The sequence below is a fragment of the Nocardioides zeae genome (assembly GCF_010686755.1).
Lineage (GTDB): Bacteria > Actinomycetota > Actinomycetes > Propionibacteriales > Nocardioidaceae > Nocardioides > Nocardioides zeae.
Map to the genome: position 1 here is coordinate 174,621 of NZ_JAAGXA010000009.1, position 26,670 is coordinate 201,290.

Annotated in this window: 22 protein-coding genes; 8 read left to right on the forward strand and 14 right to left on the reverse strand. The window is 74.0% G+C overall.

Annotated elements, in window-relative coordinates:
• Positions 1-185: 185 nt before the first annotated feature.
• The 10 genes from lgt to G3T38_RS14145 form a co-directional block, all read right to left on the reverse strand.
• Complete coding sequence (lgt, locus tag G3T38_RS14100) at positions 186-1,205, reverse strand: prolipoprotein diacylglyceryl transferase (protein ID WP_163772942.1); 1,020 nt, start codon at positions 1,203-1,205, stop codon at positions 186-188.
• Positions 1,206-1,223: 18 nt separating this feature from the next.
• Complete coding sequence (locus G3T38_RS14105) at positions 1,224-1,907, reverse strand: SCO family protein (RefSeq protein ID WP_338037660.1); 684 nt, start codon at positions 1,905-1,907, stop codon at positions 1,224-1,226.
• On the reverse strand, positions 1,900-2,724 hold the full coding sequence (trpA, locus tag G3T38_RS14110) for a tryptophan synthase subunit alpha (RefSeq protein ID WP_163772943.1): 825 nt from the start codon (positions 2,722-2,724) through the stop codon (positions 1,900-1,902). The genes G3T38_RS14105 and trpA overlap by 8 nt, the downstream gene beginning before the upstream one ends.
• A complete protein-coding gene (gene trpB, locus G3T38_RS14115) occupies positions 2,721-3,965 on the reverse strand; it encodes a tryptophan synthase subunit beta (RefSeq protein WP_163772944.1) in 1,245 nt (414 codons plus the stop codon). Before trpB ends, trpA begins: the two co-directional genes overlap by 4 nt.
• Positions 3,962-4,762: an indole-3-glycerol phosphate synthase TrpC gene (gene trpC, locus G3T38_RS14120; protein WP_163772945.1), complete on the reverse strand. Its 801-nt coding sequence runs from the start codon at positions 4,760-4,762 to the stop codon at positions 3,962-3,964. The genes trpB and trpC overlap by 4 nt, the downstream gene beginning before the upstream one ends.
• 5 nt (positions 4,763-4,767) lie before the next feature.
• Positions 4,768-4,968 (reverse strand): HGxxPAAW family protein, encoded by a 201-nt coding sequence (locus G3T38_RS14125; protein WP_163772946.1) that lies wholly within the window; start codon positions 4,966-4,968, stop codon positions 4,768-4,770.
• A gap of 102 nt (positions 4,969-5,070) precedes the next feature.
• Positions 5,071-5,679 carry a Trp biosynthesis-associated membrane protein gene (locus G3T38_RS14130; protein WP_163772947.1) on the reverse strand — a complete coding sequence of 203 codons (609 nt, stop codon included), beginning with the start codon at positions 5,677-5,679 and terminating at the stop codon, positions 5,071-5,073.
• Entirely contained in the window at positions 5,676-6,020 is a 345-nt protein-coding gene (gene hisI / locus G3T38_RS14135) for a phosphoribosyl-AMP cyclohydrolase (RefSeq protein WP_163772948.1), read from the reverse strand. Before hisI ends, G3T38_RS14130 begins: the two co-directional genes overlap by 4 nt.
• 41 nt (positions 6,021-6,061) lie before the next feature.
• A complete protein-coding gene (locus G3T38_RS14140) occupies positions 6,062-7,888 on the reverse strand; it encodes an ABC transporter ATP-binding protein (RefSeq protein ID WP_163772949.1) in 1,827 nt (608 codons plus the stop codon).
• Positions 7,885-9,687, reverse strand: a complete 1,803-nt coding sequence (locus tag G3T38_RS14145; protein ID WP_163772950.1) for an ABC transporter transmembrane domain-containing protein — start codon at positions 9,685-9,687, stop codon at positions 7,885-7,887. The genes G3T38_RS14140 and G3T38_RS14145 overlap by 4 nt, the downstream gene beginning before the upstream one ends.
• Before the next feature lie 116 nt (positions 9,688-9,803).
• Between G3T38_RS14145 and G3T38_RS14150 the strand changes: the two genes are divergently transcribed.
• Positions 9,804-10,403: a Maf family protein gene (locus tag G3T38_RS14150; protein ID WP_338037661.1), complete on the forward strand. Its 600-nt coding sequence runs from the start codon at positions 9,804-9,806 to the stop codon at positions 10,401-10,403.
• Here the strand turns inward: G3T38_RS14150 and G3T38_RS14155 are convergent.
• The gene (locus G3T38_RS14155; RefSeq protein ID WP_163772952.1) at positions 10,348-10,854 is read right to left on the reverse strand and encodes a GtrA family protein; all 507 of its coding nucleotides are present in this window, start codon (positions 10,852-10,854) and stop codon (positions 10,348-10,350) included. The genes G3T38_RS14150 and G3T38_RS14155 overlap by 56 nt on opposite strands.
• 198 nt (positions 10,855-11,052) lie before the next feature.
• Here G3T38_RS14155 and G3T38_RS14160 point away from each other — a divergent pair, with 198 nt between their 5' ends.
• The 7 genes from G3T38_RS14160 to G3T38_RS14190 all read left to right on the forward strand — a co-directional run bounded on the left by G3T38_RS14160 (position 11,053) and on the right by G3T38_RS14190 (position 22,372).
• A complete protein-coding gene (locus tag G3T38_RS14160; protein WP_163772953.1) occupies positions 11,053-12,843 on the forward strand; it encodes an acetyl/propionyl/methylcrotonyl-CoA carboxylase subunit alpha in 1,791 nt (596 codons plus the stop codon).
• Positions 12,844-13,331: 488 nt separating this feature from the next.
• Complete coding sequence (locus G3T38_RS14165; RefSeq protein WP_163772954.1) at positions 13,332-14,318, forward strand: LLM class F420-dependent oxidoreductase; 987 nt, start codon at positions 13,332-13,334, stop codon at positions 14,316-14,318.
• 129 nt (positions 14,319-14,447) lie between these two features.
• Positions 14,448-15,779 carry a hypothetical protein gene (locus G3T38_RS14170; protein ID WP_163772955.1) on the forward strand — a complete coding sequence of 444 codons (1,332 nt, stop codon included), beginning with the start codon at positions 14,448-14,450 and terminating at the stop codon, positions 15,777-15,779.
• On the forward strand, positions 15,776-17,041 hold the full coding sequence (locus G3T38_RS14175; RefSeq protein ID WP_163772956.1) for a hypothetical protein: 1,266 nt from the start codon (positions 15,776-15,778) through the stop codon (positions 17,039-17,041). The genes G3T38_RS14170 and G3T38_RS14175 overlap by 4 nt, the downstream gene beginning before the upstream one ends.
• The gene (locus G3T38_RS14180; protein WP_163772957.1) at positions 17,038-17,727 is read left to right on the forward strand and encodes a hypothetical protein; all 690 of its coding nucleotides are present in this window, start codon (positions 17,038-17,040) and stop codon (positions 17,725-17,727) included. Before G3T38_RS14175 ends, G3T38_RS14180 begins: the two co-directional genes overlap by 4 nt.
• Before the next feature lie 68 nt (positions 17,728-17,795).
• On the forward strand, positions 17,796-21,203 hold the full coding sequence (locus G3T38_RS14185; protein ID WP_163772958.1) for a pyruvate carboxylase: 3,408 nt from the start codon (positions 17,796-17,798) through the stop codon (positions 21,201-21,203).
• Positions 21,204-21,217: 14 nt separating this feature from the next.
• Complete coding sequence (locus tag G3T38_RS14190; RefSeq protein WP_163772959.1) at positions 21,218-22,372, forward strand: FHA domain-containing protein; 1,155 nt, start codon at positions 21,218-21,220, stop codon at positions 22,370-22,372.
• A gap of 27 nt (positions 22,373-22,399) precedes the next feature.
• On the opposite strand, the gene G3T38_RS22720 is transcribed toward G3T38_RS14190, so the two are convergent.
• The 3 genes from G3T38_RS22720 to G3T38_RS14205 all read right to left on the reverse strand — a co-directional run bounded on the left by G3T38_RS22720 (position 22,400) and on the right by G3T38_RS14205 (position 26,662).
• A complete protein-coding gene (locus G3T38_RS22720) occupies positions 22,400-23,632 on the reverse strand; it encodes a SpoIID/LytB domain-containing protein (RefSeq protein WP_163772960.1) in 1,233 nt (410 codons plus the stop codon).
• A gap of 142 nt (positions 23,633-23,774) precedes the next feature.
• Positions 23,775-25,238, reverse strand: a complete 1,464-nt coding sequence (locus G3T38_RS14200) for an NAD(P)-binding protein (protein WP_163772961.1) — start codon at positions 25,236-25,238, stop codon at positions 23,775-23,777.
• Positions 25,235-26,662, reverse strand: coding sequence for an NAD(P)H-quinone dehydrogenase (locus G3T38_RS14205; RefSeq protein ID WP_163773010.1), 1,428 nt, complete (start codon positions 26,660-26,662; stop codon positions 25,235-25,237). The genes G3T38_RS14200 and G3T38_RS14205 overlap by 4 nt, the downstream gene beginning before the upstream one ends.
• Positions 26,663-26,670 lie beyond the last annotated feature (8 nt).

The following is a 26,670-nucleotide window of genomic DNA, read 5'->3' on the forward strand; positions in this document are numbered from 1 at the left end:
CAGGCCGGACGGTCAGTGGAGCTGGAGCGGGCCGCGGGGGAAGGCCCGGCGAACGACCTCGTTCGCCCGGGCTGCATGACCTCCGGGATCCGCGGGAGGGACGACGTTGGCCCTGCGCGCGCTGAGGTTACCACCGTGAAACAGTTCGGTCGCGTTCCGGGCACGCGACGGGGGTAGGGCGCGGGTCACTCCCGGTCGGTCGACGCCTCCGGCTCGGCGTCGGCCGTCGCGTCGGCGGTGGTGCCGGTCTTCGTGTCGGCCGTGGAGTCGGCCTCGGAGTCGGCCGTCGTGTCCGTCGTGGCCGCCGTGGCCGCCGTGCCGCGCTCCTCCGGCGCGGGGCGCTCGAACCCCTCGACGTACACGTCCTCCTCGCGTCCCTCGCCCCGGGTGAGGACGAGGTAGCCGACGGCGCCCACGAACAGGATGATCGAGGTCCACACGTTCCAGCGCAGGCCGAGCACGTTCTCGAGCTGCACGTCGTCGATGCGGAGCATCTCGTTCCAGACGCGGCCCGTCGTGTACGCGACGACGTAGAGCGCCAGCACCCGCCCGTGACCGAGCCGGAGCCGGCGGTCGAGGGCGACCAAGATCGCGAACGCCGCGAGGTTCCACAGGCACTCGTAGAGGAAGGTCGGGTGGAAGAGCGTGCCGGGCGCGAAACCGGCGGCGCGGGCGACGGAGTCGCTGACCTCGAGGCCCCACGGGAGGTCGGTCGGCTTGCCGAACAGCTCCTGGTTGAACCAGTTGCCCCAGCGCCCGATCGCCTGCGCGACGAGCAGGCCGGGGGCGAGCGCGTCGGCCATCGGGAGGAACCGGATGCCGCGGCTGCGGGCGCCGATCCAGGCTCCGACGCCGCCGAGGGCGATCGCGCCCCAGATGCCGAGACCGCCGTTCCAGACGTACAGCGCCTCGATGGGGCGGCGCCCCTCGCCGAAGTAGAGCTCCCAGTCGGTCGCCACGTGGTAGAGCCGGCCGCCGATGATGCCGAACGGCACGGCCCAGATCGCGATGTCCATGACCTCGCCGGCCGTGCCGCCGCGGGCGACCCACCGCTTCTCGCCGATCCAGATGGCGGCGGCCACGCCGAGGATGATGCACAACGCGTACCCGCGCAGCGGCACCGGCCCGACGTGCCAGACCCCTTCGGAGGGGCTGGGGATCGACAGCGGCACGGTCAGGAGCGAGCCGAGGGCGGCGTTCAGCATGGCGCCCATCATGGCGGGTCAGGAGCCGGGGCGACCCAGCAGGGTGACGATGTCCACGGCGAGGTCGTGGGGCGACGTGTCCCGCATCCACAGCATCGGCACGGTGTCGTCGGCGTCGACGGCGTTCACCTGGTCGTTGTGGGTGACGTCGTAGCCGCCGCTGGCGAGCCGGACGCCCTCCTCGAAGTAGACGTGGAAGCTCTGCGCCGCCGTCTGCAGGGAGGCCAGGTCGCCGGTGATGCCGACGAACCCGGGGTCGAAGCGCTCCAGGTAGGTGCGGAGCGTCGCCACGTCGTCCCGCGCCGGGTCCGTGGTCACGAACAGCACCTGCACGCGCTCGCGGTCGGCGTCGTCGAGGCGGGCCAGGGCGTTGGCGATGTTGGCGAGGACCATCTGGCAGATGTCGGGGCAGTGGCTGTAGCCGAAGAACACGAGCGTCAGGTCGGCGTCGGTGTCCTCGGTCAGCGAGTACGGCGTGCCCTCCGGTGCGCTCCCCTGCGTCGAGACCAGCGGGGGGCCGGCGACCGTGTACGGCTGGTCGAGCACGATGCCGTACATGGAGTCGTCGGTGAGGTCGGCGCCCACCATCGGGTTGAGCGGCTCGGACTGACCGCCGCACGCGGTCAGGACGGCGAGCGCGAACGCACCCGCCGCGGCCGCGCAACGACGGCGCAGGCGCACGGAGACCCGCAGGTCAGGCACCGCCGGCGTCCCCGCGACGTACCCCGGCGGCCAGGTCCTCCGTGAGCGTGCGCAGCGCGGCCAGCCCGGCCGCGCGGTCGGTGCCCGCGTCGAGCAGGGTGCGCACGAAGGCGGACCCGACGATGACGCCGTCGGCGTACGCCGCGACGACCGCGGCCTGGTCGCCGTTGGAGACACCGAGGCCGACGCCCACGGGGAGGTGGGCGTCCTTCGGCTGGAGGGCACGGGCCCGGGTGACGAGCGGACCCGCGAGGTCGCTGGTGGTGGTGCGTGCCCCCGTGACACCCATGACGGCCGTGGCGTAGACGAACCCCCGGGAGGCGGCGGTCGTCATCGCGACCCGCTCGTCGGTGGACGACGGGGCGACGAGGAACACCTTGTCGAGGTCGTGGGCGTCCGCCGCGGCGATCCACGCCTCGCCGGCGTCGGGCGTGATGTCCGGCGTGATGAGACCGGCGCCGCCCGCCGAGGCGAGGTCGGCGGCGAACCGCTCGACGCCGTAGCGCTCGACGGGGTTCCAGTACGTCATGACGAGCGTCGGCGTGCCGGTCGCGGCCACCGCCTCGACGGTGCGGAGGACGTCGGTGGTGCGGCAGCCGGCGTCGAGCGCCTGCTGGGCCGCGGCCTGGATGGTCGGCCCGTCCATCACCGGGTCGCTGTAGGGCAGCCCGATCTCGATGACGTCGCACCCGGCGTCGACCATGACGTGGAGCGCGTCGACGGCGCCGGGCACGTCGGGGAAGCCGGCGGGCAGGTAGCCGATGAGGGCCGCGCGCCCCTCCGACCGGGCACGCTCGAAGGCGGGGGTGGTGCTCATGCCTCCACGTCCTTCTGCGCGTCGCCGAGCCCGAACCACTCGATGGCCGTGCCCATGTCCTTGTCGCCGCGCCCCGAGAGGTTGATGAGCACGATCGCGTCCGGGCCCTTGGTCGCGGCGAGCTCGCGGGCCACGTCGAGGGCACCGGAGACGGCGTGCGCCGACTCGATCGCGCAGATGATGCCCTCCGTGCGGGCGAGGAGCGCCATGGCCTCCATCGCGGCGGCGTCGGTGACCGGCGCGTACCGGGCCCGGCCGATGTGCGCGAGGTGGGAGTGCTGGGGGCCGACCCCCGGGTAGTCGAGGCCCGCGGAGATCGAGTGGGACTCGACCGTCTGGCCGTCCTCGTCCTGCAGCAGGTAGGTGCGCGCGCCGTGGAGCACGCCGGAACCGCCGGCCGTGATGGTCGCCGCGTGGCGCCCCGTCTCGACGCCGTCGCCGCCGGGCTCGAAGCCCCAGATGGCGACCTCCTCGTCGTCGAGGAAGCCGGCGAAGAGGCCGATCGCGTTGGAGCCGCCGCCGACGCAGGCCGCGATCGCGTCGGGCAGGCGCCCGTAGCGCTCGAGGACCTGGGCGCGGGCCTCGTCGCCGATGCCGCGGCAGAACTCGCGGACCATCGTCGGGAACGGGTGCGGGCCGGCGGCGGTGCCGAACAGGTACGCCGTGTGGTCGACGCTCGAGACCCAGTCGCGGAACGCCTCGTTGATCGCGTCCTTCAACGTGCCGCTGCCGGTGTCGACGGCGACGACCTCGGCACCGAGGAGCTGCATGCGGGCCACGTTGAGGGCCTGGCGCTTCGTGTCGACCGCGCCCATGTAGACCGTGCAGTCGAGACCCAGGTACGCCGCGGCCGTCGCGCTGGCCACACCGTGCTGGCCGGCGCCGGTCTCGGCGATGACGCGCTTCTTGCCCATGCGCTTGGTGAGCAGCGCCTGGCCGAGCACGTTGCGGATCTTGTGGGCGCCCGTGTGATTGAGGTCCTCCCGCTTGAGGAGCACGCGGCAGCCGACCTGCTCGGAGAGGCGCGTGGCCTCGTAGAGCGCGCTCGGCACGTTCGCGTAGTCGCGCAGGATGGCCTCGAACTCGCCGATGAACGACGGGTCCGCCATCGCCTCGGTCCAGGCCGACGTCAGCTCGTCGAGGGCGGCGACGAGGGCCTCCGGCATGAACCGGCCACCCCACTGCCCGCCCTCGCCGAAGTAGCCGCGCTCGTCGGCGTCGTACCGGCTCGTCGAGGTCATCGGGGTGCTCCTCCGGCGGCCACGAGGCCGCTCATCGCGCGGACGGCGGCGGTGGGGTCGCCGTCCTTCACCAGGGTCTCGCCGACGAGCACCGCGCGGGCGCCCTCGGCGACGTAGCGCTCGACGTCCGCCACCCCGCCGACACCGGACTCGGCGACGAGCACCCGGTCGGTGGGGACGAGCGGCGCGAGGCGGCCGAAGACGTCGGCGTCGACGGCCAGGGTCTTGAGGTTGCGGGCGTTGACGCCCACGAGGGTCGCCCCGAGGGCGATGGCCCGCTCGGTCTCGGCCTCGTCGTGCACCTCGACGAGCACCCTCATGCCGAGCTCGCGCGCCAGGTCGTGCAGCCGGCGCAGCGTGTCGTCGTCCAGGGCCGCGACGATCAGCAGCACCAGGTCGGCACCCCAGGCACGGGCCTCGACGACCTGGTAGTCCGTGACCGTGAAGTCCTTGCGCAGCAGGGGGAGGTCGACCGCCGCGCGCACGGCGGCGAGGTCGGCCAGCGACCCGCCGAAGCGGCGCTCCTCCGTGAGGACGCTGATCGCGGCGGCGCCTCCGGCGGCGTACGCCGAGGCGAGCGCCACGGGATCGGGGATGTCCGCCAGGTGGCCCTTGCTGGGGCTGCGGCGCTTGACCTCGGCGATCACGCTGGACCCGGGCGCGGCGAGGGCCGGCAGGGGGTCGAGGGCGGGGGCCACGTCGGAGAGCCGGGCGCGCAGCTCCGGCAGGGGCAGCGCGGACTCACGCCGGGCGAGGTCCTCGCGGACCCCTGCGACGATGTCGTCGAGGACGGTCACGAGGGTCAGTGCTTCTCCTCGTGCAGACCCATCTTGGCCATCACGAGGAAGAGGAAGAACGAGCCGACGGCGAGCGCGAGCCCGACGTAGAAGATCGGCAGGCTGATGGGGTCGAGCATGAGGCCGACGGCCCCCACCACGAAGCCGACCATCGCCACCGACACCCCGGTCCAGGCCGCGGGGGTGTTGCCGTGGTTGTTGGCCATCGTGTGCTCCTCGGGTTGTTCGGGGTTCATCGGGTCGATCGCGTTGCTGCGGGGGACGGGCCTCGTGGCCCTGCGCTCCAGTCTAGGGCGGCGGCGGGCGGCTCAGCGCGTGGGGTCGTGCCCCTCGTCGAGCGCCTTCCACAGGTCGAGCGACGTGCGGGGCTGCTCGACGGCCGCGGCCTCCGTGGCGTCGGCCGGAGCGTCGTACCGCGCCCCCATCTCAGGCCACGCAGGGGCCAGGCGGACCGCCGCGGCGGCGGCGAGCACCGCGACGACGGCGGCCGCCCCGGTCACGAAGAGCCAGGGCCCGAGGGTCGGGTCGACGGCCTGTCCGGTGCTGGCCAGCTCGGCGGCGACGTCGTCGGGGAGCGTGCGGGCGGCCGTGACCACGGTGGCCACGACGCCGACGGCCGTGACGGTCGCCAGCACCGCGACGGCGCGCCGGAACCAGCGACGGGTGACCAGCACGACGCCCCAGCAGGCCAGCAGCACGAGACCGAGCGCCCCCGCCAGCGGGGAGGTCCCCAGGTCGGCCGTCGTGGCCATGCCGCTCTGGCCCAGGCCGTTCACACCACCGGTCGCGCCGCCGGTGTCCACCCACGCCCGCGTGCCGGCGAAGGCGACCAGGCCGCTCGACGCGAGGCCGAGGAGGACGACGGGACCGAAGGTGCGTCGTCGACCGTGCACCCCGCCGCCGGTCTCGCCGGTCATGCCGGTCCCAGGCGGTCGGCGTCGAAGCACGTGCGGTCGCCGGTGTGGCAGGCCGCGCCCTCCTGGTCGACCTTCACCAGCAGGGTGTCGCCGTCGCAGTCGAGCCGCACGTCCTTGACCCACTGGCGGTGGCCGGAGGTCTCCCCCTTCACCCAGTACTCCTGGCGCGAGCGGGACCAGTAGGTCGCACGCCCCGTGCCCAGCGTGCGGGCGAGGGCCTCGTCGTCCATCCACCCCAGCATCAGCACCTCGCCGGTGTCGTGCTGCTGCACCACGGCGGGCACGAGCCCGTCGGCGGTGCGCTTGAGACGGGCGGCGATCTCGGGGGCCAGGCTGCTCACCGGGCCAGTATCCCCGGTGTCGGGCGCGGACCGGACGCCGCTCACGAGGCCACCGCCCGCTGGGCGACCCAGGAGGCGTGCAGCCGGGCGTAGGCCGACCCCTCCGCCGCCACCAGCTCCGCGTGGGGCCCGTGCTGGACGATGCGTCCCGCGTCGACGACGACGACCTCGTCGGCCTTCTCCGCCGTCGAGAGCCGGTGGGCGATCGTGATGGCGGTGCGCCCCGCCATGAGCCGCTCGAGGGCGCGGTTGATGCGCATCTCGAGGGCCGGGTCCACCGCGCTGGTCGCCTCGTCGAGCACGAGGAGGTCGGGGTCGGCCAGGTGCGCGCGGAGCAGCGCCACGAGCTGCCGCTCCCCCGCCGACAGCGACTCCCCGCGTTGGCCGACCTGGGTGTGGACGCCGTCGGGCAACCCGGCGATCCAGTCGTCGAGGCCGATCTCGGCCGCAGCGGCGAGCACCCGGGACTCGTCGGCGCCGAGGTCGCCGTAGCGCGCGTTGGCGAGCACCGTGTCGTCGAAGAGGAAGCCCTCCTGCGGCACGAGCACGACGCGGCGACGCAGCGACGCACCGCGCACCTCCCGCAGGTCGACGCCGTCGAGGCGCACCGCACCCGAGGTCGGGTCGACGAGCCGGGTGAGCAGCTTCGCGATGGTGGACTTGCCGGAGCCGGTCTCCCCCACGACGGCCACGCGGCGCCCGGCGGCGATGCGCAGCGACACGTCGCGCAGCACCGCGTCGCCGCCCGGGTAGGCGAACCAGACCCCGTCGAGCTCGACGTCGACGGCCCGGTCGGGGAGGTCGGAGCCGCTCGGGCCCGGGTCCACGAGCTCGGCCGGGGTGTCGAGCAGGCCGATGACGCGGCGCCACCCGGCGATGGCGTTCTGGGCGTCGGTGAGGATCTGCGTGCCCATCTGCACGGGCCCGACGAACAGGGTCACGAGGAACGCGAACGCCAGGATCTCGCCTGCCGTCATCCGTCCGGCGATGCCGAGCAGCACCCCGATCACGATGACCCCTGCGTTGGCCAGGCCGGCGGAGATGCCGCCCAGCGAGAAGGAGACGGCGGTGAAGCCCTGCGCGCGGACGGCGGCTCCCCGGTAGGTGTCGATGGCGGTGTCGATCCGCGCCTGGGTGCGCCCCTCGACCGCGTAGGACCGCACGACCGCGGCGCCGACCACCGGCTCGGCGATCGCGGAGAGCATCAGGCCCACCTGGCGCCGGACCACGCCGTACGCCTCGGAGAGCCGGCGCTGGAAGTAGCGCAGCGACAGGAACAGGGGGGCGAAGCAGACCCAGACCACCAGGGTCAGCTCCCAGCTGTAGATCGCCATGACGACCGTGGCGACGAGCACCTGCCCCACGCTGACCACGAGGAGCACGCCGCCGAAGACGATGAACTGGCTGACCTGGTCGATGTCGCTCGTCACCCGCGAGACCAGCGAGCCGCGCCGCTCCGTGTCCTGCGTGCCGAGCGGCAGGTCGTGCACGTGGCGGAAGGCCTTCACCCGCAGCGAGGAGAGCCCCGTCTCGGCGGCGCGGAAGAGGCGGTAGGTCATCAGGTAGGACGCCAGGCCCGTCACGAGCACCGCGAGGGTGGCGAGGAGCGCCATCACGACGGTGAACCGGACGTCGGTGCCGCCGGGCGCGTTGATGCCGCGGTCGAGCGTCTGCTGCACGGCGACGGGCACGACGACCTGGCCGGCGGTGGACAGGGCCGCCAGCAGGAGCGTGACGCGGATGCCGTGCGCCAGCTCCGGCGAGTGCCGCACCCCGCGCCGGATCGTCTCGATCGCGCCGATCTCCTCGCCGGAGACGACCGCCGTCGCGGCACGGGCACGTCCCGGGTCGGGCGTCGTCGTGCTCATCGGAGCGCCTCCTCGGCGGGGTCGTGGTCGTAGGCCGTCACGATCTGCGCGTAGGCGGCGTTGCGCGCCAGCAGCTCGTCGTGCGGCCCCTGGTCGACGACGCGTCCCTCGTCGAGGAACACGACCTCGTCGGCGAGGCCGATGGTCGCCTTGCGGTAGGCCACCACCACGAGGGTGGTGCCGGGCTCGGTGCCGGGCTCGTCGCGACGCAGGGCGGCGAGGATCCGTGCCTCCACCTCCGGGTCGACGGCGGACGTCGCGTCGTCGAGCACGAGGAGGCGGGGGCGCCGCACCAGCGCCCGCGCGAGCGAGAGCCGCTGCCGCTGGCCACCGGACAGCGTCGTGCCCCGCTCCCCCAGCTCGGTGTCGAGGCCCGCGGGCAACCGGCGCACGAAGTCCGCGGCCTGCGCGGTCTCCAGGGCCGCCCACACCTCCGCGTCGTCGACGTCGAGGCCCAGCGCCACGTTGCCGCGCACCGTGTCGTCGAACAGGAAGGCCGTCTGCGGCACCACCGCGACGGCGTCGGCGAGCGCGCCGTAGGCCAGGTCGCGCAGGTCGGTGCCGTCCACGCGCAACGCCCCCGCCTCGGGGTCGACGAGGCGGGTCAGCAGCGAGGTCAGCGTGCTCTTGCCCGCGGCCGTCGGGCCCACGACCGCGACGGTGCGGCCCGGCTCGACCGCGAAGCTGACGTCGCGCAGGACGGGCGCACCCGCGGCGTACCCGAAGCGGACGTTCTCGACCTCCAGCCGCGCCCCCGGGCCGTGGCCGGCGAGCCGGTCGTCACCGAACTCCAGGCCGCCCTCGGCGTGGAGCACGCTGCGGACGCGGTCGTAGCCGACGACGCTGCGCGGCAGGTCGCCCAGCAGCCAGCCGATGGAGCGGATGGGGAACGCCACGACGGTGAGCAGGTAGGCCACCGTGACGACGGCGCCGGGATCGCTGGAGCCGTCGAGCACCCGGGCCACCCCCACCACCAGCACGAGGAGCACGCCGATGTTGGGCAGGGCGTTGAGGATGGGGTCGAACGCGGCCCGCAGCCGGCCGGCCCGGATCGCCACGTCGCGCAGCTCCTCGCTGCGCTGCCGGAAGCGCTCGGTCTCCTCGCTCTCGCGGCCGAGGGTCTTCACCACCAGGGCGCCGTCGAACGACTCGTGGGCGATCTCGCTGACCACGCCGCGCAGCTCCTGCACCCGCGTCATGAGGGGCGAGGTGACGCGCTGGAACCACAGGTTCACGACGATCACCGCCGGGAACACCAGGAGACCGACGAGCGCGAGCACGAGGTCGGTCACCACCATCTGGACGACCGCGATCACCATCATCGCGACCGTGCCCACGGCCATCGGCAGCGGCGCGACGGGGCCCCAGGCGGCCTGCACGTCGGCGTTCGCGTTGGAGAGGAGCACCCCGGTGGGGTGGCGGTGGTGCCACGACATGGGGAGCGCCAGGTACTGCCGCGTCACCGCGCGGCGGTCGTGCGCCTCCATGCGGTACTGCATGATGCCCGCGCCGAGGCGCCGCGCGACGATGCCGACGGCCCGCAGGATCGCGACGCCCACGAACAGCGCGACGACCGCGACGAGCACGCCCGCGCCGATCTCGCCGTCGCGGAAGGCGGGCAGCACCACGTGGTCGGTCGCCCAGCCGAGGACCCACGCGTCAGCGACCGTGAGCGCACCGAAGAGCACGCTGCCGAGGGTCGCGAGGGTGAACACCCACGGCTCCCGCCGGATCGCGACCCCGAGGACCCGCAGGCCCGCTCGGGTCGCCGACGGTCGTGCGGTGCCACCTGGTCCCACGCGTGCGACTCCTCTGGTCTGGCTGTCGGTGTGACGGGTCCGTCTCGATCGGACGCCGGATGGCCAACGTAGGCGGGGCCACCGACATTCCTCACATCCCCTGCCATGCTGGCGCCGTGCCCACCCTCGTCCTCGGCTCCGCGTCCCCCGCCCGCCTGCGCACGCTCCGCACGGCGGGGGTCGAGCCGGTCGTGATCGTCTCGGGGGTCGACGAGTCGGGACTCGACCACCTCGCGCCGACGCAGCTCGCCGGGACGCTCGCCGAGCTGAAGCGGGACGCCGTCGCGGTCCACCCGGACGTGCCTGCCGGTGCCCTCGTGCTGGGGTGCGACTCGGTGCTCGAGATCGACGGCGTCGCCCACGGCAAGCCCCGCGACGCCGAGGACGCGGTCGCGCGCTGGGCGCGGATGAGCGGGCGCAGCGGCCTGCTCCACACCGGTCACGCGCTCGTGGACACGGCGACCGGGCAGCGGCGTACCGAGGTGGCCACCACCGTCGTGCACTTCGCGGAGGTCGAGGAGGCGGAGGTGCGGGCCTACGTGGCGACCGGGGAACCGTTGCACGTCGCGGGTGCCTTCACCCTCGAGGGGCTCGGGGCGGCGTTCGTGCGGGGCGTCGAGGGCGACCCGCACAACGTGGTCGGGGTCAGCGTGCCGCTGCTCAGGACCGCGCTCGCCGAGCTGGGGCACCGGTGGACGGACCTGTGGTCGCGGTGACCGCCAGCGGCTGCGCCGGGGTGCTGAAGACGAACCGGCGGAACAGGTAGAAGCGCGCCACGAAACCGGCGGTCAGGCCGATGACGTTCGCGGAGACGTTGTCGGCGACCGGGTCCGTCAGACCGAGCACGTTGCGGCTGAACCAGAGGCACGCGACGGGGAGCGTCATCGTCGCGACGTTGATGACGACGTACGCCGTGAACCCACCGTCGGCCGTGGCCGCGGACCGGTGCTTGAACACCCAGCGCCGCGTCCCGCCGTAGCTGATGAGCATGCCGATGGTGTTGGCCAGCACGTAGGCCGACAGGGGCTTGTCCTCCAGCAGCGCCTCGCCCTGGAGGAAGCCGTGGAGCAGCCAGTTGAAGATCACGACCGCGACGGACGTGGCGAGGAGACCGACGAGGCTGAACTTGCCCACCTCGGCGGCCAGGCGTCGCCAGCGTCGTCCCATGGGCAGGAGGTTATCCGCGAGCCGCCCCGTGCTCGCAGGTCGCCCACCGTGTCGGCCCCGGCCGACGAGGTGGTACGCCGTACCGGGGAGTAGGTACCACGGACCGGATCCGGTGGCGATCGTTCGCTCGGTTGCCCCTAGACTCCCCCCGGCGGTGCCCGGGTGGGCACCGCGACCGAGACCCTCGAGGAGTTGACCGTGCCCGAGATCAAGCCCTTGCGTCGCGTGCTCATCGCCAACCGCGGTGAGATCGCGGTGCGCGTCATCCGCGCCTGCAAGGACGCCGGCATCGGCAGCGTGGCCGTCTACGCCGAGCCCGACCGTGACGCCCTCTTCGTGCGACTGGCCGACGAGGCCCACTCCCTCGAGGGCGCGACGCCGGCCGACTCCTACCTGGACATCGCGAAGATCCTCGCCGTGGCCGAGAAGTCCGGCGCCGACTCCGTGCACCCGGGCTACGGCTTCCTCGCCGAGAACGCGGACTTCGCGCAGGCCGTCATGGACGCGGGCCTGACCTGGATCGGTCCGCCGCCGGCGGCCATCGAGGCCCTCGGCGACAAGGCCAAGGCCAAGCACATCGCCGCCCGCGCCGACGCCCCGCTCGCGCCCGGCACGAAGGACCCCGTCGCGGACGCCGACGAGGTCGTCGAGTTCGCCAAGGCCAACGGCCTCCCCGTCGCCATCAAGGCGGTCTTCGGCGGCGGCGGCCGCGGCCTCAAGGTCGCCCGCACGCTCGAGGAGATCCCCGACGCCTACGAGTCGGCGGTCCGCGAGGCCGTCACGGCGTTCGGCCGCGGCGAGTGCCTCGTCGAGAAGTTCCTCGACAAGCCGCGCCACGTCGAGACGCAGTGCCTCGCCGACCAGCACGGCAACGTCGTCGTCGTCTCGACCCGCGACTGCTCGCTGCAGCGCCGCAACCAGAAGCTCGTCGAGGAGGCCCCGGCGCCGTTCCTCACCGACGCGCAGCTCACCGAGCTCTACGAGTCGTCGAAGCGCATCCTCAAGGAGGCCGGCTACTACGGCGCCGGCACCTGCGAGTTCCTCGTCGCGCAGGACGGCACGATCTCCTTCCTCGAGGTCAACACGCGCCTCCAGGTCGAGCACTGCGTCTCGGAGGAGGTCACCGGCATCGACCTCGTGCGCGAGATGTTCCGCATCGCCGCGGGCGAGGAGCTCGGCTACGGCGACCCGGAGATCCGCGGGCACTCCATCGAGTTCCGCATCAACGCCGAGGACGGCGGCCGCAACTTCATGCCGGCCCCCGGCACCCTCACCGCGTGGAACCCGCCGCAGGGCCCGGGCGTCCGCGTCGACGGCGGCTACGAGAACGGCGAGACCATCCCGGGCTCGTTCGACTCCCTCATCGCCAAGCTCATCGTCACGGGTCGCGACCGCACGCAGGCGATCGAGCGCTCGCGCCGCGCGCTCGACGAGTTCGTCGTCGACGGCATGCCCACCGTGATCCCCTTCCACCGCGCGGTGCTCAACGACCCGGCGTACGTCGGCGCGTCGACGCCCTCCGGGGAGGGCGAGTTCACCGTGTTCACGCAGTGGATCGAGACCGAGTTCGACAACCAGATCGAGCCCTTCGGCGGCACGCCCGGCGAGGCCGACGACGAGGGCGAGCGCCAGAAGGTCGTCGTCGAGGTCGGCGGTCGCCGCCTCGAGGTCGTCATCCCGGCGGGCCTCGGTGGCCTCGCGGCCGGTCCGGCGGGCGGCGGCGCCAAGAAGCCGAAGCGCTCGGGCGGCAAGAAGGCCGGCGCCGCGGCGTCCGGCGACGCGGTGGCCTCGCCCATGCAGGGCACCATCGTCAAGGTCGTCGTCGAGGAGGGCCAGACGGTCGCCGAGGGCGACACCATCGTCGTCCTCGAGGCCATGAAGATGGAGCAGCCGCTGAAGGCCCACAAGGCCGGCACCGTCACCGGGCTGGCCGCCGAGGTCGGCGCGACGGTCGCGAACGGCGCCGTCGTCTGCGAGCTCAAGGACTGAACCCAGCAGCACGCTCGACACGAGGCCGGATCCCGACGGGGTCCGGCCTCGTGGCTTTCGTGGGCGGGCGGGGGACGCGCCCGGCCCGGGGGCCGAACTGGGACGTTGGTACAGACCCCAGCGCCTGCAGCCCGTCCCAGCCGCACAGTTCGCGACCGGGACCAGGCTCCGCCCGGACGCACCCGGCCTGCTCCTCGCCTGGTGTGCCAGCCCGGGACGCCCGACCGGCACCGAAGTGGGACGTTGGTGCAGCCCACGACGCCTGCAGCCCGTCCCAGCCGCACAGTTCGCGACCGGGACCAGGCTCCGCCCGGACGCACCCGGCCTGCTCCTCGCCTGGTGTGCCAGCCCGGGACGCCCGACCGGCACCGAACTGGGAGGTTCGTGCAGCCCCCAACGCCTCCAGCACGCCCCCACCGCACAGCTCGCAGACCAGCCGAGGACCCCACGCACGCTCGCCCTTTGGGGCGAGGTGGTCGGCTGACGGCATGACGCGATTCGGCTACACCCTCATGACCGAGCAGTCCGGCCCGAAGGACCTCGTGCGGCACGCCGTCGCCGCCGAGCGGGTCGGCTTCGACTTCGAGGTCGCCAGCGACCACTACTTCCCGTGGCTCTCGGCGCAGGGCCACGCGCCGTACGCCTGGTCCGTGCTCGGCGCCGTCGCCCACGCGACGGAGCGCGTCGACCTCATGACCTACGTGACCTGCCCGACCGTCCGCTACCACCCCGCGGTCGTCGCGCAGAAGGCGGCGACGCTCGGCGTGATGTCGGACGGGCGCTTCGCCCTCGGCCTCGGCGCCGGCGAGAACCTCAACGAGCACGTCGTGGGTCAGGGCTGGCCGAGCGTCGACGCGCGGCAGGACATGCTCGTCGAGGCGATCGAGATCATCCGGGCCCTGCACACGGGCGAGCTGACGACGTGGGAGGGCGACTACTTCCGCATCGACTCCGCCCGCGTCTGGGACCTGCCCGACGAGCCCGTCCAGATCGGGGTGGCGGTGGGCGGGGAGAAGGCCGTACGACGCTTCGCACCCCTCGCCGACCACCTCGTCGCCACCGAGCCGGACGCCGACCTGCTGTCGGCTTGGGGCTCGACCGACGGCGCGCCGACCATCGGCTCCCCCGCCCGCGCCGTCGGCCAGATCCCGATCTGCTGGGACCCCGACCGGGACGCCGCCGTCGCGCGGGCCCACGAGCAGTTCCGGTGGTTCGCCGGCGGCTGGGCGGTCAACGCCGACCTGCCGACGACGGCCGGGTTCGCGGGCGCCACGCAGTTCGTGCGTCCCGAGGACGTCGCCGAGAACATCCCCTGCGGTCCCGACCTCGACGCGATCGTCGAGGCCGTGAAGCCCTTCTGGGAGGCGGGGTTCACCGACGTCGCGCTCGTGCAGGTCGGCGGCGACTCCGTCGACCGCTTCCTCGAGGAGGCCGCCGAGCCGCTGCTCGAGAAGCTGCGCGCCGCCTCGGCCTGAGTCCCCCGCGTCGTCTGCCCGGGTCCGGTCCCCTCGGGGGCCGGACCCGGTCGCATGCTGGTCCAGACCGGTGGTCGAGAATGGGTGTCGCGCGCCCGGCTCGGGCAGGAAGGTGCGCGGTTCGGGCCGGTGGCTGAGCCGGGGGCGACGGCGGCGGGAGACGCACAGGTGGCGGAGGACGAAGCGGGCGCGATCGCGCAGGCTCTGGAGGACAGTCCGGTGTACTTCGGTCCCGGCACCGAGAGCTGGATGACCCCGGGCGACGTCGAGGCCCTGACCGCGGCCATCGAGGAGAACGAGCTGTCGTTCTACGTCGTGCTCGTACGCCCGCCCGACGGCACGAGCAACAGCGGGGGCGACCTCGTGACGCGGGTGAAGCAGGCCCGCGAAGCGGCGGAGCTGCCTGCGCAGGGGCTCTACGTCGGCGTGGACTACGCCCGCCCTCGGGATGGATCCGCGCCCGCATCCGTCTACACGGACGACACCACGCTGCGCGTGACGGTCCAGCCGTTCGGCGAGGTCTCGCCCCGCCTGGTGGGCAGAGCCGATCGGGACAGCCTGACGCTGTCGGTCGACCTCTTCCTCGGCTACGGCGCCGGGGACGGCACGCCCTACGAGCTGGGGCCCGGACTTGTCGAGCTGGCCGAGCGCCTCAACCCCGACGATGTCGCCTCCATCCGCGCTGACGGATCAGCCGGGCTGGAGGCCAAGACCGAGCAGCGCGCGGAGTCGGGAACGGGCTCGTCGTCTGGATCGGGGCAGTCGGGCAGCCCCGGCGTGCCCGGTGGCGACGGCTTCCCGACCGTTCCCGTCGTCAGCGGCGTGGTCGCGCTGGTCGTGCTGGTCGTCGCGGTGGTGACCGCGAGCCGCCGTCGCACGTCGGCGTCCCGCGACCGCCGCACCTTCGCGCTCCCGGACTCCGTCCTCTCCCGAGTCCGCGAGGCCGAGGCCGACGAGCTCCGCCGGCGCGCCCGGGCCGCCCTCGTGACGCTCGGCGAGAAGATCGAGGGCGCCCAGGTCGGCCCGCGGGACGACACCGCGACGTGGCAGGCCGCGCTCGACCACTACGAGGCGGCAGGTCGGCTGCTGCCCGACGACGGCACCACGCCGTCCGTGCTCGACGCCGTCGGCGCGATCGTGCTCGTCGACCGCGGCGAGCAGGCGATGGCGGCCACCCGCCGCCGCACGAAGCTCGTCTTCACGAGGCCCTGCTTCCTCAACCCGCTGCACGGCGTCGGTCGCCGCGGCGAGAGCCTCGCCCACGGCGACTTCCGCGTCGACGCGCCGGTGTGCGACCGGTGTCGTGCCGACCTCAAGGCAGGCCGGCGCCCGGACATCCTCGACGTGGTCGAGGACGGCAAGCCCGAGCACTACTTCGAGACACGCCACGAGCCGTGGGCGTCGACGGGGTACGGCGCGCTCGAGCCCGACCTGCTGCGCCGTCTGAGGACCTGTCGGTGACGGCGGAGGACGGCGGCATCCCCGGGGCCGGGCTCACCTATCCGACGAGCCCCGACGCCGTCGCTGACGCCCTGACGTCCGACCCGATCCTGGTCGACCCGATGTTCGGCAACGGCGCGACGGAGGCGGTCCGCGACGGCTTCGCCGACCTCGCGGCCCAGACCGACCACGCCGTCTACGTCGTGCTCGTGCCGATGGAGGCCGGCGACGCGGCGGGCAGCGACCCCGGGCGGGACCTGGCGCTCTACCTGTCCGGCGCCGGCGGTCTCGGCCCGGGCTACTACGTCATCGACACCGACGCGGGGAACGGCGTGGGCAGCATCGAGGCGATCGGCGTCCCCGACGACGTGTCGCCGTCCGCCGTCACCGACGGCATGGCGCCCGACACCTACGCCAGCGGCACGTACGACGGGAGCGTGCTGCCCTCGGACACCGGCCGTCTGGCCATGGACCTCGACATCATGCTCCGCCAGGGCGAGGGCTTCGACCAGGACGACTACGACCACTACGCCCAGAGCAGCCCTTGGGCGTCGCCGCCGAACTGGGAGAGCAGCTACGACCACCAGCCGCCCGACCCCGGCGCCTACTGGGCGTTCGGCACCACAGCACTCGTCGTCGGGGCCGGTGCCGCCTGGATCCTGCTGCGACACGTGGCGACCTGGGGACCGGCGTCGAAGCAAGCAGGAGGCCGCTCGGCGGCGCGGCCGACGGAGGCCTGGCCCGAGCTCCCGACCAACCCCGCCGCCGTCTCCGCCACCCTCACCCCCCGCGAGCTCCGCACCCGCGTGGAGTCCGAGCTGACCGCGGTCGCCGAGGCCCGCGCCGCGCGCGACCGCGCATCGCTCGACGCAGCACGATGGTCACGCATCGACACCGCCGTCGAGGCCGCACGGCTGGTGCTCGCCCGCGCCGGGGACCGGGACCGCGACGTACCGGACCTCGTGGGGGCGCTCGTGCTCACCCGCACGGCGGCGTACGCGCTCGAGGACGGGCGGGGCCGGCAGGCGCCGTACCGGCCCTGCTTCTTCGACCCGCGCCACGGCCGTGGCGTGAAGCGCCGGGACATCCCCGTGGGGGACGTGACGCTCGACGTCGCCTGCTGCTCGCTGTGCGCCCGCCGGCGTCCGGCGGACCTGCTACCGCTGCGGGACCGCCGACGGCCCTACTACGAGCGCGACACGGTGTGGGCGCGGACGGGGTACGGCGCGTTCGTGGACGACCTGCCCTTCCAGGTGCTCGACGAGCTGAGGGAGACGCGATGAGGTTCCTGCGCTCGCGGGTCACCCACGCCCTCGTCGCCCTCGCCGTCGGGTCCGGCGCTGCAGCCGCGACCGTCAGTCGGATGGGCGACGACGACTGGACCGTCCCCGAACCGCGCGACCGCGTCGCGGTCGCCATCGCCTCGCTCGAGGACGATCCCGTCTACGTCAGCCCCGACGGCCGGGCCTGGCTCGACGAGGACGGCGAGGCCGCCGTCGAGGCACACATCGCCGAGCGCGACCTGCCCGTCCGGGTGGTGGTGTGGCAACCGTCGACGAAGGCGGGCTACCAGCACCCGACCCTGTCCCCCGCCCAACAGATCGTCACCTACCTCGACGAGCCGGTCCTGCTGGTGCTGTGGCAGGGGCCCGACGACAGCCTCGTCGACGCTCCCGACGGCTGGAAGACCCGCTACCCGGGTTACGACGAGACCTGGGAGCAGGAGCCGACCTTCCTCGGCGACACGCGGACCGACCTGGAGGACTGGCTGTCGTCCGTCCCCACCGACGTCCTCGAGGAGAGCACCGGATCGGACTACTACGGCGGGACGGGCGGCGGCATCGCCTTCGGCTTGCTCGTCGGGCTCCCCGTCGTGGGCGGGATCGCGCTCGCCGCGGGGCTCGTGCGCCTGGGGGCCGGTCGGGGGTTCCGGGCCCGCCCGCCGAGCGCACCGTCCGAGCGTCGCTGACCACGTCCACCGTTCCACTGCGAGGGACCCGGCCAGCACGTCCCCCGATCGATCGCTAGGGTCTGGCCATGTTCTCCAAGGTGCTGGTGGCCAACCGGGGCGAGATCGCGATCCGGGCGTTCCGTGCGGCGTACGAGCTGGGCGTCAAGACCGTCGCGGTGTTCCCCCACGAGGACCGGGGGTCGGAGCACCGGCTCAAGGCCGACGAGGCCTACGAGATCGGCGAACCCGGTCACCCGGTGCGCAACTACCTGGACGCGCGGCTCGTCGTGGAGACGGCGGTGCGCGCGGGTGCGGACGCGATCTACCCGGGCTACGGGTTCCTGAGCGAGAACCCGGCCCTGGCCGAGGCGTGCGCCGAGGCCGGCATCACCTTCGTCGGCCCGTCCGCGGACATCCTGGAGCTGACGGGCAACAAGGCGCGGGCGATCGCGGCGGCGAAGGCCGCCGGGGTACCGACCCTGGCATCGGTGGACCCGTCCACCGACGTCGACGCGATCGTCGCCGCCGCCGCCGCGCTGCCGTTCCCGCTGTTCGTCAAGGCCGTGGCGGGCGGCGGCGGACGCGGCATGCGGCGGGTCGACGAGCCGGGGCCGGACATGGCCCTCCTCCGCGAGGCCGTCGAGACCTGCATGCGCGAGGGCGAGGCGGCCTTCGGGGACCCGACGGTGTTCGTCGAGCAGGCCGTGGTCGAGCCGCGGCACATCGAGGTGCAGATCCTCGCCGACGGCGTCGGGAACGTCATCCACCTCTTCGAGCGGGACTGCTCGGTGCAGCGGCGCCACCAGAAGGTCGTCGAGATCGCCCCGGCCCCCCACCTCGACCCCGAGCTGCGGGACCGGATCTGTGCGGACGCGGTGAAGTTCGCCCGCGCGATCGGCTACCGCAACGCGGGCACGGTGGAGTTCCTGCTGAACCCGGACGGCGAGTACGTCTTCATCGAGATGAACCCCCGCATCCAGGTCGAGCACACGGTCACCGAGGAGGTCACCGACGTCGACCTCGTGCAGTCCCAGCTCCGCATCGCTGCGGGTGAGACGCTCGCCGACCTCGGTCTCACCCAGGACTCGATCCGGCTCCGCGGCGCCGCGCTCCAGTGCCGGATCACGACGGAGGACCCCGCGAACGGGTTCCGGCCCGACACGGGCAAGATCACGACGTACCGCTCCCCCGGCGGCCCGGGCGTGCGGGTCGACGGCGGCACGACCTACGCCGGCGCCGAGATCAGCCCCCACTTCGACTCGATGCTCTCCAAGCTCACGTGCCGCGGCCGCACGTTCGAGCTCGCCGTCGAGAAGGCCCGCCGCGCGGTGGCGGAGTTCCGCATCCGGGGCGTGCAGACCAACATCGGGTTCCTGCAGGCCGTGCTCGCCGACCCCGACTTCACCGCGGGTGCCATCACCACCAGCTTCATCGAGACGCACCCGGAGCTGCTGACGGCGAAGTCCTCCAGCGACCGCGGCACGAAGCTGCTCAACTTCCTCGCCGACGTCACCGTCAACAAGCCGCACGGCTCCCCTGTCGCGGTGCTCGACCCGGCGCTCAAGCTCCCCGAGGTCGATCTCGACGCCCCGGCGCCGGACGGCAGCCGCCAGCTCCTCGCCGCGGTCGGGCCCGAGGAGCTCGCCCGCCGCCTCCGCGCGCAGACGCAGGTCGCGGTCACCGACACCACGTTCCGCGACGCCCACCAGTCCCTGCTCGCGACCCGGGTCCGCACCCGCGACCTCGTCGCCGCTGCCGCACCCACCGCCCGGCTCCTGCCCCAGCTGTGGTCGATCGAGGCGTGGGGCGGCGCGACCTACGACGTCGCGCTGCGGTTCCTCTCCGAGGACCCCTGGGAGCGGCTCGCGAAGCTCCGCGAGGCCGTGCCCGGCATCAACCTCCAGATGCTGCTCCGCGGCCGCAACACGGTCGGCTACACGCCGTACCCCACCGCCGTGACGGATGCGTTCGTCGCCGAGGCGGCCGCGACCGGCATCGACGTCTTCCGCATCTTCGACGCCCTCAACGACGTCGCCCAGATGCGTCCCGCGATCGACGCCGTCCGCGCGACCGGCACGACCATCGCCGAGGTGGCGCTGTGCTACACCGGCGACCTCTCGAACCCTGACGAGCGGCTCTACACCCTCGACTACTACCTCCGCCTGGCCGAGGAGATCGTCGAGGCCGGCGCCCACGTGCTGGCCATCAAGGACATGGCCGGCCTGCTCCGCGCCCCCGCCGCGCGCACGCTCGTCACGGCGCTCCGCGAGCGCTTCGACCTCCCGGTCCACCTCCACACCCACGACACCGCCGGCGGACAGCTCGCCACCCTCCTCGCCGCGATCGACGCCGGTGTCGACGCCGTCGACGCCGCCACCGCGACCATGGCCGGCACCACCAGCCAGCCCTCCCTGACCGCGCTCGTCGCGGCCACCGACCACAGCTCCCGGGACACCGGGCTGTCGCTGGCGGCGGTGTCCGCGCTCGAGCCCTACTGGGAGGCCGTACGTCGCGTCTACGCGCCGTTCGAGTCGGGCCTGGCCTCCCCCACCGGTCGCGTCTACCGCCACGAGATCCCCGGCGGGCAGCTCTCCAACCTGCGCCAGCAGGCCATCGCGCTCGGCCTCGCCGACAAGTTCGAGGCCGTCGAGGACGCGTACGCCGCGGCCAACGACATCCTCGGCAACGTCCCGAAGGTCACGCCGTCGAGCAAGGTCATCGGCGACCTCGCGCTCTCGTTGGTGGGCCAGGGCATCGACCCGCAGGAGTTCGCCGACGACCCCGCGTCCTACGACCTGCCCGCCTCCGTGATCGGCTTCCTCCACGGCGAGCTGGGCGACCCGCCCGGCGGCTGGCCCGAGCCCTTCCGCACCAAGGCGCTGTCGTCCCCCGCCGGCCGCGCGTGGACGGCACCGGACGCCGACCTCGCCGCCGAGGACGCCGCCCTCCTCACGGAGGCCGGCCCGACCCGTCGCGCCGCGCTCAACCGCCTCCTCTTCCCCGGCCCGACCCGGGAGTACGAGGCCGCTCGCGCGCAGTACGGCGACGTCTCGCGCCTCGCGACCAGCGACTACCTCCACGGACTCCGCCAGGGCGAGGAGCACCTCGTGGACCTCGCCGAGGGCAAGACGCTCATCCTCGGTCTGGAGGCCGTCAGCGACGCCGACGAGCGCGGCTACCGCACCGTGATGGCCACCATCAACGGCCAGCTCCGCCCCATCGCCGTCCGCGACCGCTCCATCGAGGCCGACGACCGGGCCGGCGAGAAGGCCGACCCGGCCGACCCCGGCCACGTCGCCGCCCCCTTCCAGGGCGTCCTCACCGTCGTCGTCGCCGAGGGCGACACCGTCGAGGCCGGCGCCACCCTCGCCACCATCGAGGCCATGAAGATGGAGGCCTCCATCACCGCCCCGCGTGCCGGCACCGTGCAGCGCCTGGCCGTCACCGGCACCCGCGCCGTGGAGGGCGGGGACCTCGTGGTCGTGATCGGCTGAGGGTCGGGGCTGCGGTGCACGGGACGACGGACGACGGCGGGCGCGGGCACGCGCCGTACCTCTGCGTGCCGGGGCCCGGTCTGGGGCTCGCCTGGCCGCGGGGGGTCGCGCTCCTCGACCCCGGCGTCGACACGGACCTCGCCGTCCGGCTCTGGCACCTCATGGCCGAGGGTGGCGACGTCACGTCGTTCGCACAGCACCTCGGTGCCGGGCGCCCGGCCGACAGGCTGCCGGGCTTCGCGCTCGCCGTGGCCGCCGACGCGCCCGCCGAGCGGGCGGCCGTGGACGTCCACCTCGCCGCGCGCGGCCGGTACGTCGCGAGTGCCAGCGCCGAGACCGACCAGTCCGTCGCGGGTGCGGACGCCGTGCGCTGGAACGAGCGAGCCGTCGTCGCGGCCACCCGCTTCACGGTGCGGGCGGTCGGCGACCCGACGTCCGGCGCGACGGCCGACGCGACGACCGACGACCGTAGCGACCCGTCCCCTGCGGTCGTGCCGACCGCGGCGCTCCCCCTCGTCGGTGGGGTGCTTCCCGCCCAGCGCCTGCAGACCGCGGGATGGCTGCGCGCACGACCGGAACCTCGGGCACCTGGCGCCCGTGCCACCCCGACGGCGTACGTCGCGGTGACGGACACCCTGCTGCGTCCCGCGGGTCCCTCGGTGGGTGTGCCGCGCTCACGCCCCGTGCCACCGGCGCGACCCGCTCCGCGCGCACCGCGCGCGGTCGTGCCGGGCCTCCTCTGCGCCGCCGGGCACGCCAACCCGCCCACCGCCCCCCGGTGCGGACGGTGCACGGAGACCCTGACCGGTCCCCCCACGGCGGTGCCGCGCCCCGCGCTCGGTCAGCTCGTGGTGAGCACGGGCGAGGTCGTCGACCTCGTGGAGGACACCGTCGTCGGCCGTGCCCCCCGCCCGGAGCGGCCCGACGCGGCACCGGCCGGACGCCTCGTCGTGCTGCCCGAGGCGCACGTCTCCGCGGTGCACCTCGAGCTCCGCCTGCAGGACTGGTCGGTGCTCGCGGTGGACCGCCGCTCGACGAACGGCACCTACCTGCACCGCCGTGGCCGGCCACCGGAGCGGCTCACGGAGACACCCCGCGAGCTGGTGCCCGGCGACGTGCTCGACCTCGGCCACGGCGCGCACCTCACGTTCCGCGCCCCTCCCGCCTGACGACGGGGCTGGTCGGCAGCAGGCCCGTCAGCGGGCCGCGACGCGGAAGTTGAACCACGTCGACTTCAGGCCGAGCTTGGAGCGCACCGTCGCACCCGTGACCGTGACGCTCCCGGCGGAGCCGCGGAACGTCACGCTGTTGACGCGCCCGCTCCACTCGCCCTTGCCGTTGCGGTCGGTGACGGCGATCGAGGTCAGGTTCCCGATCTGCGGCCACGCGGCCTCGATGGTGCGGTCGGTGATCGCGACGCTCCAGGTGTGGTTCTTGTTCGAGGAGTTCCCGTCGTACGGGTCCTGCTTGGCCACGAGGTAGGGCTTGCTGCCCGCGTTGGTCCAGCCGCCGTTGGACGAGGAGAACTGCGTGAACGCGATCTCCTGGCCCTTGTTGGTGAGGATCTGGCCCTTCGTGCGGTCGATCGCGTCGTTCGAGCCCCGCTCCTCGGCGGAGTACCCGCCGTAGACCTGGCAGCTGGTCGTGTCGCAGAGGTCGTAGGTGCGGGTCTGCGGCGTGGTGCGGGCCTGCGCGGCGTAGGTGCGCGCGGCGACGGACTGGGCCTGCACGGCGGCCGGCGTCCACGACGACGGCATCTCCTTCGGCACCACGCCCCGGAGGTAGTGCTCGAGCGTGACGGCGTTGACGGTGTCGCGGCGCGTGGACCCCGGGCTGGGGATGGTGGCGCGGAGCGTGCCGCGGTACTTCGCCGTGCCGCCCTTGCGGTGCAGCGTCATCTCGCCGCCGTTGGCGTAGAACACGGCCTCACCCTGCGTGCGGGTCCAGTAGTTCCACTTCTTGTTGGCGTAGTAGCTGACGATGGTCGTGTCGCTGCCGCCGTAGCTCAGCCGCCACCCGCCGGTGCCCAGGTCCTGGGGGATCGGCGTCTTCTTCCCGGTCCCCCGGTCGATGAGCGTCAGGCCGCCGCGCCGCTCCACGATGACGTCGCCGTCGTCGTCGGCGGTGATGCGCACGGAGATGGTGCCGGTCGCCGTGCCGGCCCACACCCCGGGGTAGTAGAAGCGCAGGATCTCGTTGTACGCGAGGCCCTGGCGGGCGGCACCCAGCGCGCCGTACTGCGACATGCCGGTGCCGTGGCCGAAGCCACGGCCGTCGACGGTGATGGCGGCGTTCGCCGGCACGGTCCACGTCTGGTTCACCGGCACGGCGGCGGCCGGGCTGCTCGAGACGACCGACATCACCCCGAGTCCGGTGGCGACGGCGGCGAGCACGGCGAGCAGGCGAGCGCGGGTGGAGCGGGGGGACATGGGGGAACTCCTGGGCCGAGAGGGGTGTGACGGCTGGTGACTGCTGTTCACGGGAGGGGGACGGGTGACGCGTGGGGTTCGTGTGATCGGACCACACGGTCCTCGGCTGTGCAATCGGTTCGCACGAACTACAGATGAGTAGTTATGCGCGGCCGCCGGCGAGGTCCGTGAGGGCACGGCGTGCTGCGCCGTACCCCGTCAGGCCGTGCGCGCCGGGACCCGGCGCGGTGGCCGCCGAGCAGAGGTAGACCCCGGGGACCCCGGTCGGGTAGGGCGAGCGGCCCGGCCGCGGCCCCAGCAGCAGCTGCCGTGCGTCGACCGCTCCCGTCGAGATGTCGCCGTCCACGAAGTTGATGCCGTCCCGCTCGGTCTCGGCCGGCGTGCGCGTCACGAGGGCCCGCACGCGCTCGCGCAGGCCCGGGGCGTGCGCCTCGAGCTCGGCCATGACGAGCGCCGTCAGGTCGCCGTCGAACCCTGCGGGCACGTGCGCGTAGGCGTCCACCGGCACGACGCCGTCACGCCCGCGGGCCGGGTCCGCGACGGCCTGCTGCCCCACGAGCACGAACGGGTGCTCGGGCACCCGACCGGCCCGTACGGCGCGCGCCGACGCCGCGAGGACATCGGGGGCGCCCCCCACGTGGACCACCGCCGACCGCCGGCTGGGCTCGTGCGCCCACGGGATGCCGCCCTCGACGGCGAGGCTCACGCCGAACGCTCCGACGAGGTGGCGCCACCCGGCGTAGCGACGGCGCAACCGGTCGGGTTGCGCGTCGCCGAGGATGCGCGCCGCGTCGCGCGGCGAGGTGTCGAGCAGCACCAGGTCCGCCCCGGTGGCGGCGCGGAGCTCCGCGAGCGACGTCACCCGCTGACCGGTCTCGACCCGTCCGCCGTGGGAGCGGAGCACCCCGACCATCGCGTCGGCGTACCGCTGCGAGCCGCCGACGGCCACCGGCCACCCCGTGACGTGGGCGGCCGTTCCGAGCGCGAGCCCCGCCGCCGAGGTGAACGGCTCGGAGGGCGGCCGGAACCCGTGCGCGGCGATGCCCAGCCAGAGGGCGGCCACGCGCCGGTCCTCGAAGGCGCGCGCGACGAGCGCGGCCGGCGCCGCCGCGCGGGCGCCGAAGCTGGCGAGGGCCAGCGGGTGGCGCGGGAGGTGGACGACCGGCCGGCCGATCTCGGCGCGGACGGCGTCCCACCGGTCCGCGGCCGGCCCGAAGAGACGTCGCCACGTGCGGGCGTCCCGCGGCGACAGGGTGTCGAGGCCCGCGACGGTGGTCGCGAGGTCGCGCTCGACGACGGCCCCGGTGCCGTCCGTGAGCGGGTGCGCCATCTCGATCGGCGCCCGCGCCCAGGCGAGGCCGTGGCCCGCCAGGTCGTGGCTGCCGGTGAAGGCGTTGTCCACCGCGAGCGGGTGGAACCCCGCACAGTGGTCGTGGACGAGACCGGGCAACGTGAGCTCCGCCGAGCGGAGGCCGCCGCCGACGGTCTCGGCCGCCTCCACGACGGTCACGTCGCACCCAGCGGCCGCGAGCGTGACCGCGGCGGCGAGGCCGCCCGGCCCGCTGCCGACGACGACCGCGGTCGTGCCGGCAGCGGAGCGGGTCACGGGAGCCGTCGAGCGGCCGGGTCGGACCGGTGGAGGCGACGCGCGGCCTCGGCGATCGAGCCCGACATCGAGGGGTAGACGGTGAAGACGCTCGCGAGCTGGTCGGCCGTGAGCGACTCCCCCACGGCGACGGCGACGGGGTGGATCAGCTCGGACGCCCGCGGACCGACGACGACACCGCCGACGACGATGCCGGTGCCGGGTCGGCACAGCAGCTTGACGAAGCCGTCGCGCACGCCCTGCATCTTCGCCCGCGGGTTGCCCGACAGCGGCAGGAGCACGGTCTCCGCGACGATCTCGCCCGCGTCGACCGCCTTCTGGCTCCAGCCCACCGTCGCGATCTCCGGCGACGTGAAGACGTTGGACGACACCTTCTTGAGGTCCAGCGGCGCCACGGCGTCACCGAGGTGGTGGGACATCGCGATCCGGCCCTGCATCGCGGCGACGGAGGCCAGCATCAGCACGCCGGTGCAGTCGCCCGCGGCGTACACGCCCCGCGCGGTCGTGCGCGAGACGCGGTCGACGCGCACGAAGCCACCGTCGTCGACGAGCACGCCGGCCTCCTGCAGCCCGAGGTCGGCCGTGTTGGGCACGGATCCCAGCGCGAGCACGCAGTGGGAGCACTCGACCTCGGTGCCGTCGGTCAGCCGCACGGTGACGACGTCGCCGTCGCGGGTCACCGACTCCATGCGGGACCGGCTCAGCACGTTCATGCCGCGCCGCGTCAGCACCTCCTCGAGCACCGCCGCCGCGTCGGCGTCCTCGCCGGGCAGCACCCGGTCGCGCGACGAGACGAGGGTGACGTCGATGCCGAGGGAGAGGTAGGCCGAGGCGAACTCCGCGCCGGTGACGCCGGAGCCGACGACGACGACCTTCTCCGGCACGTCGGTGATGTCGTAGACCTGCTCCCAGGTCAGGATGCGCTCACCGTCGGGCACGGCGCTGTCGAGCACGCGGGGCGCCGCACCGGTCGCGACGAGCACGGCGTCGGCGTCGAGCGTCTCGGTGCCACCGTCGGCGAGGTCGGCGACGACGCGCTGGGGACCGTCGAGCCGTCCCCGACCGCGCACGATGCGCACGCCGTCCCGCTCCAGGCGCCGCTCGATGTCGGCCGACTGGTCGGCGGCGAGCTGCTTGACGCGGGCGTTGACGCGGCCCAGGTCGACCCGGATCGCCGTGGCGGCGTCGCCCTCGTGGTCGCGGAAGCTGACGCCGAGCTCGGCCGAGCCGGCCAGCTCGCTCATGAGCTCGCTGGTCGCGATCAGCGTCTTGCTGGGCACGCAGTCGGTCAGCACCGCGGAGCCACCCGGGCCGTCGGTGTCGACGATCGTGACGTCGGCGCCGGCGTTGGCGGCCACGTGAGCCGCCTCGTAGCCGCCGGGACCGCCGCCGACGATGACGACGCGGTCGGAGCGATCGGCCATGGTGGCGG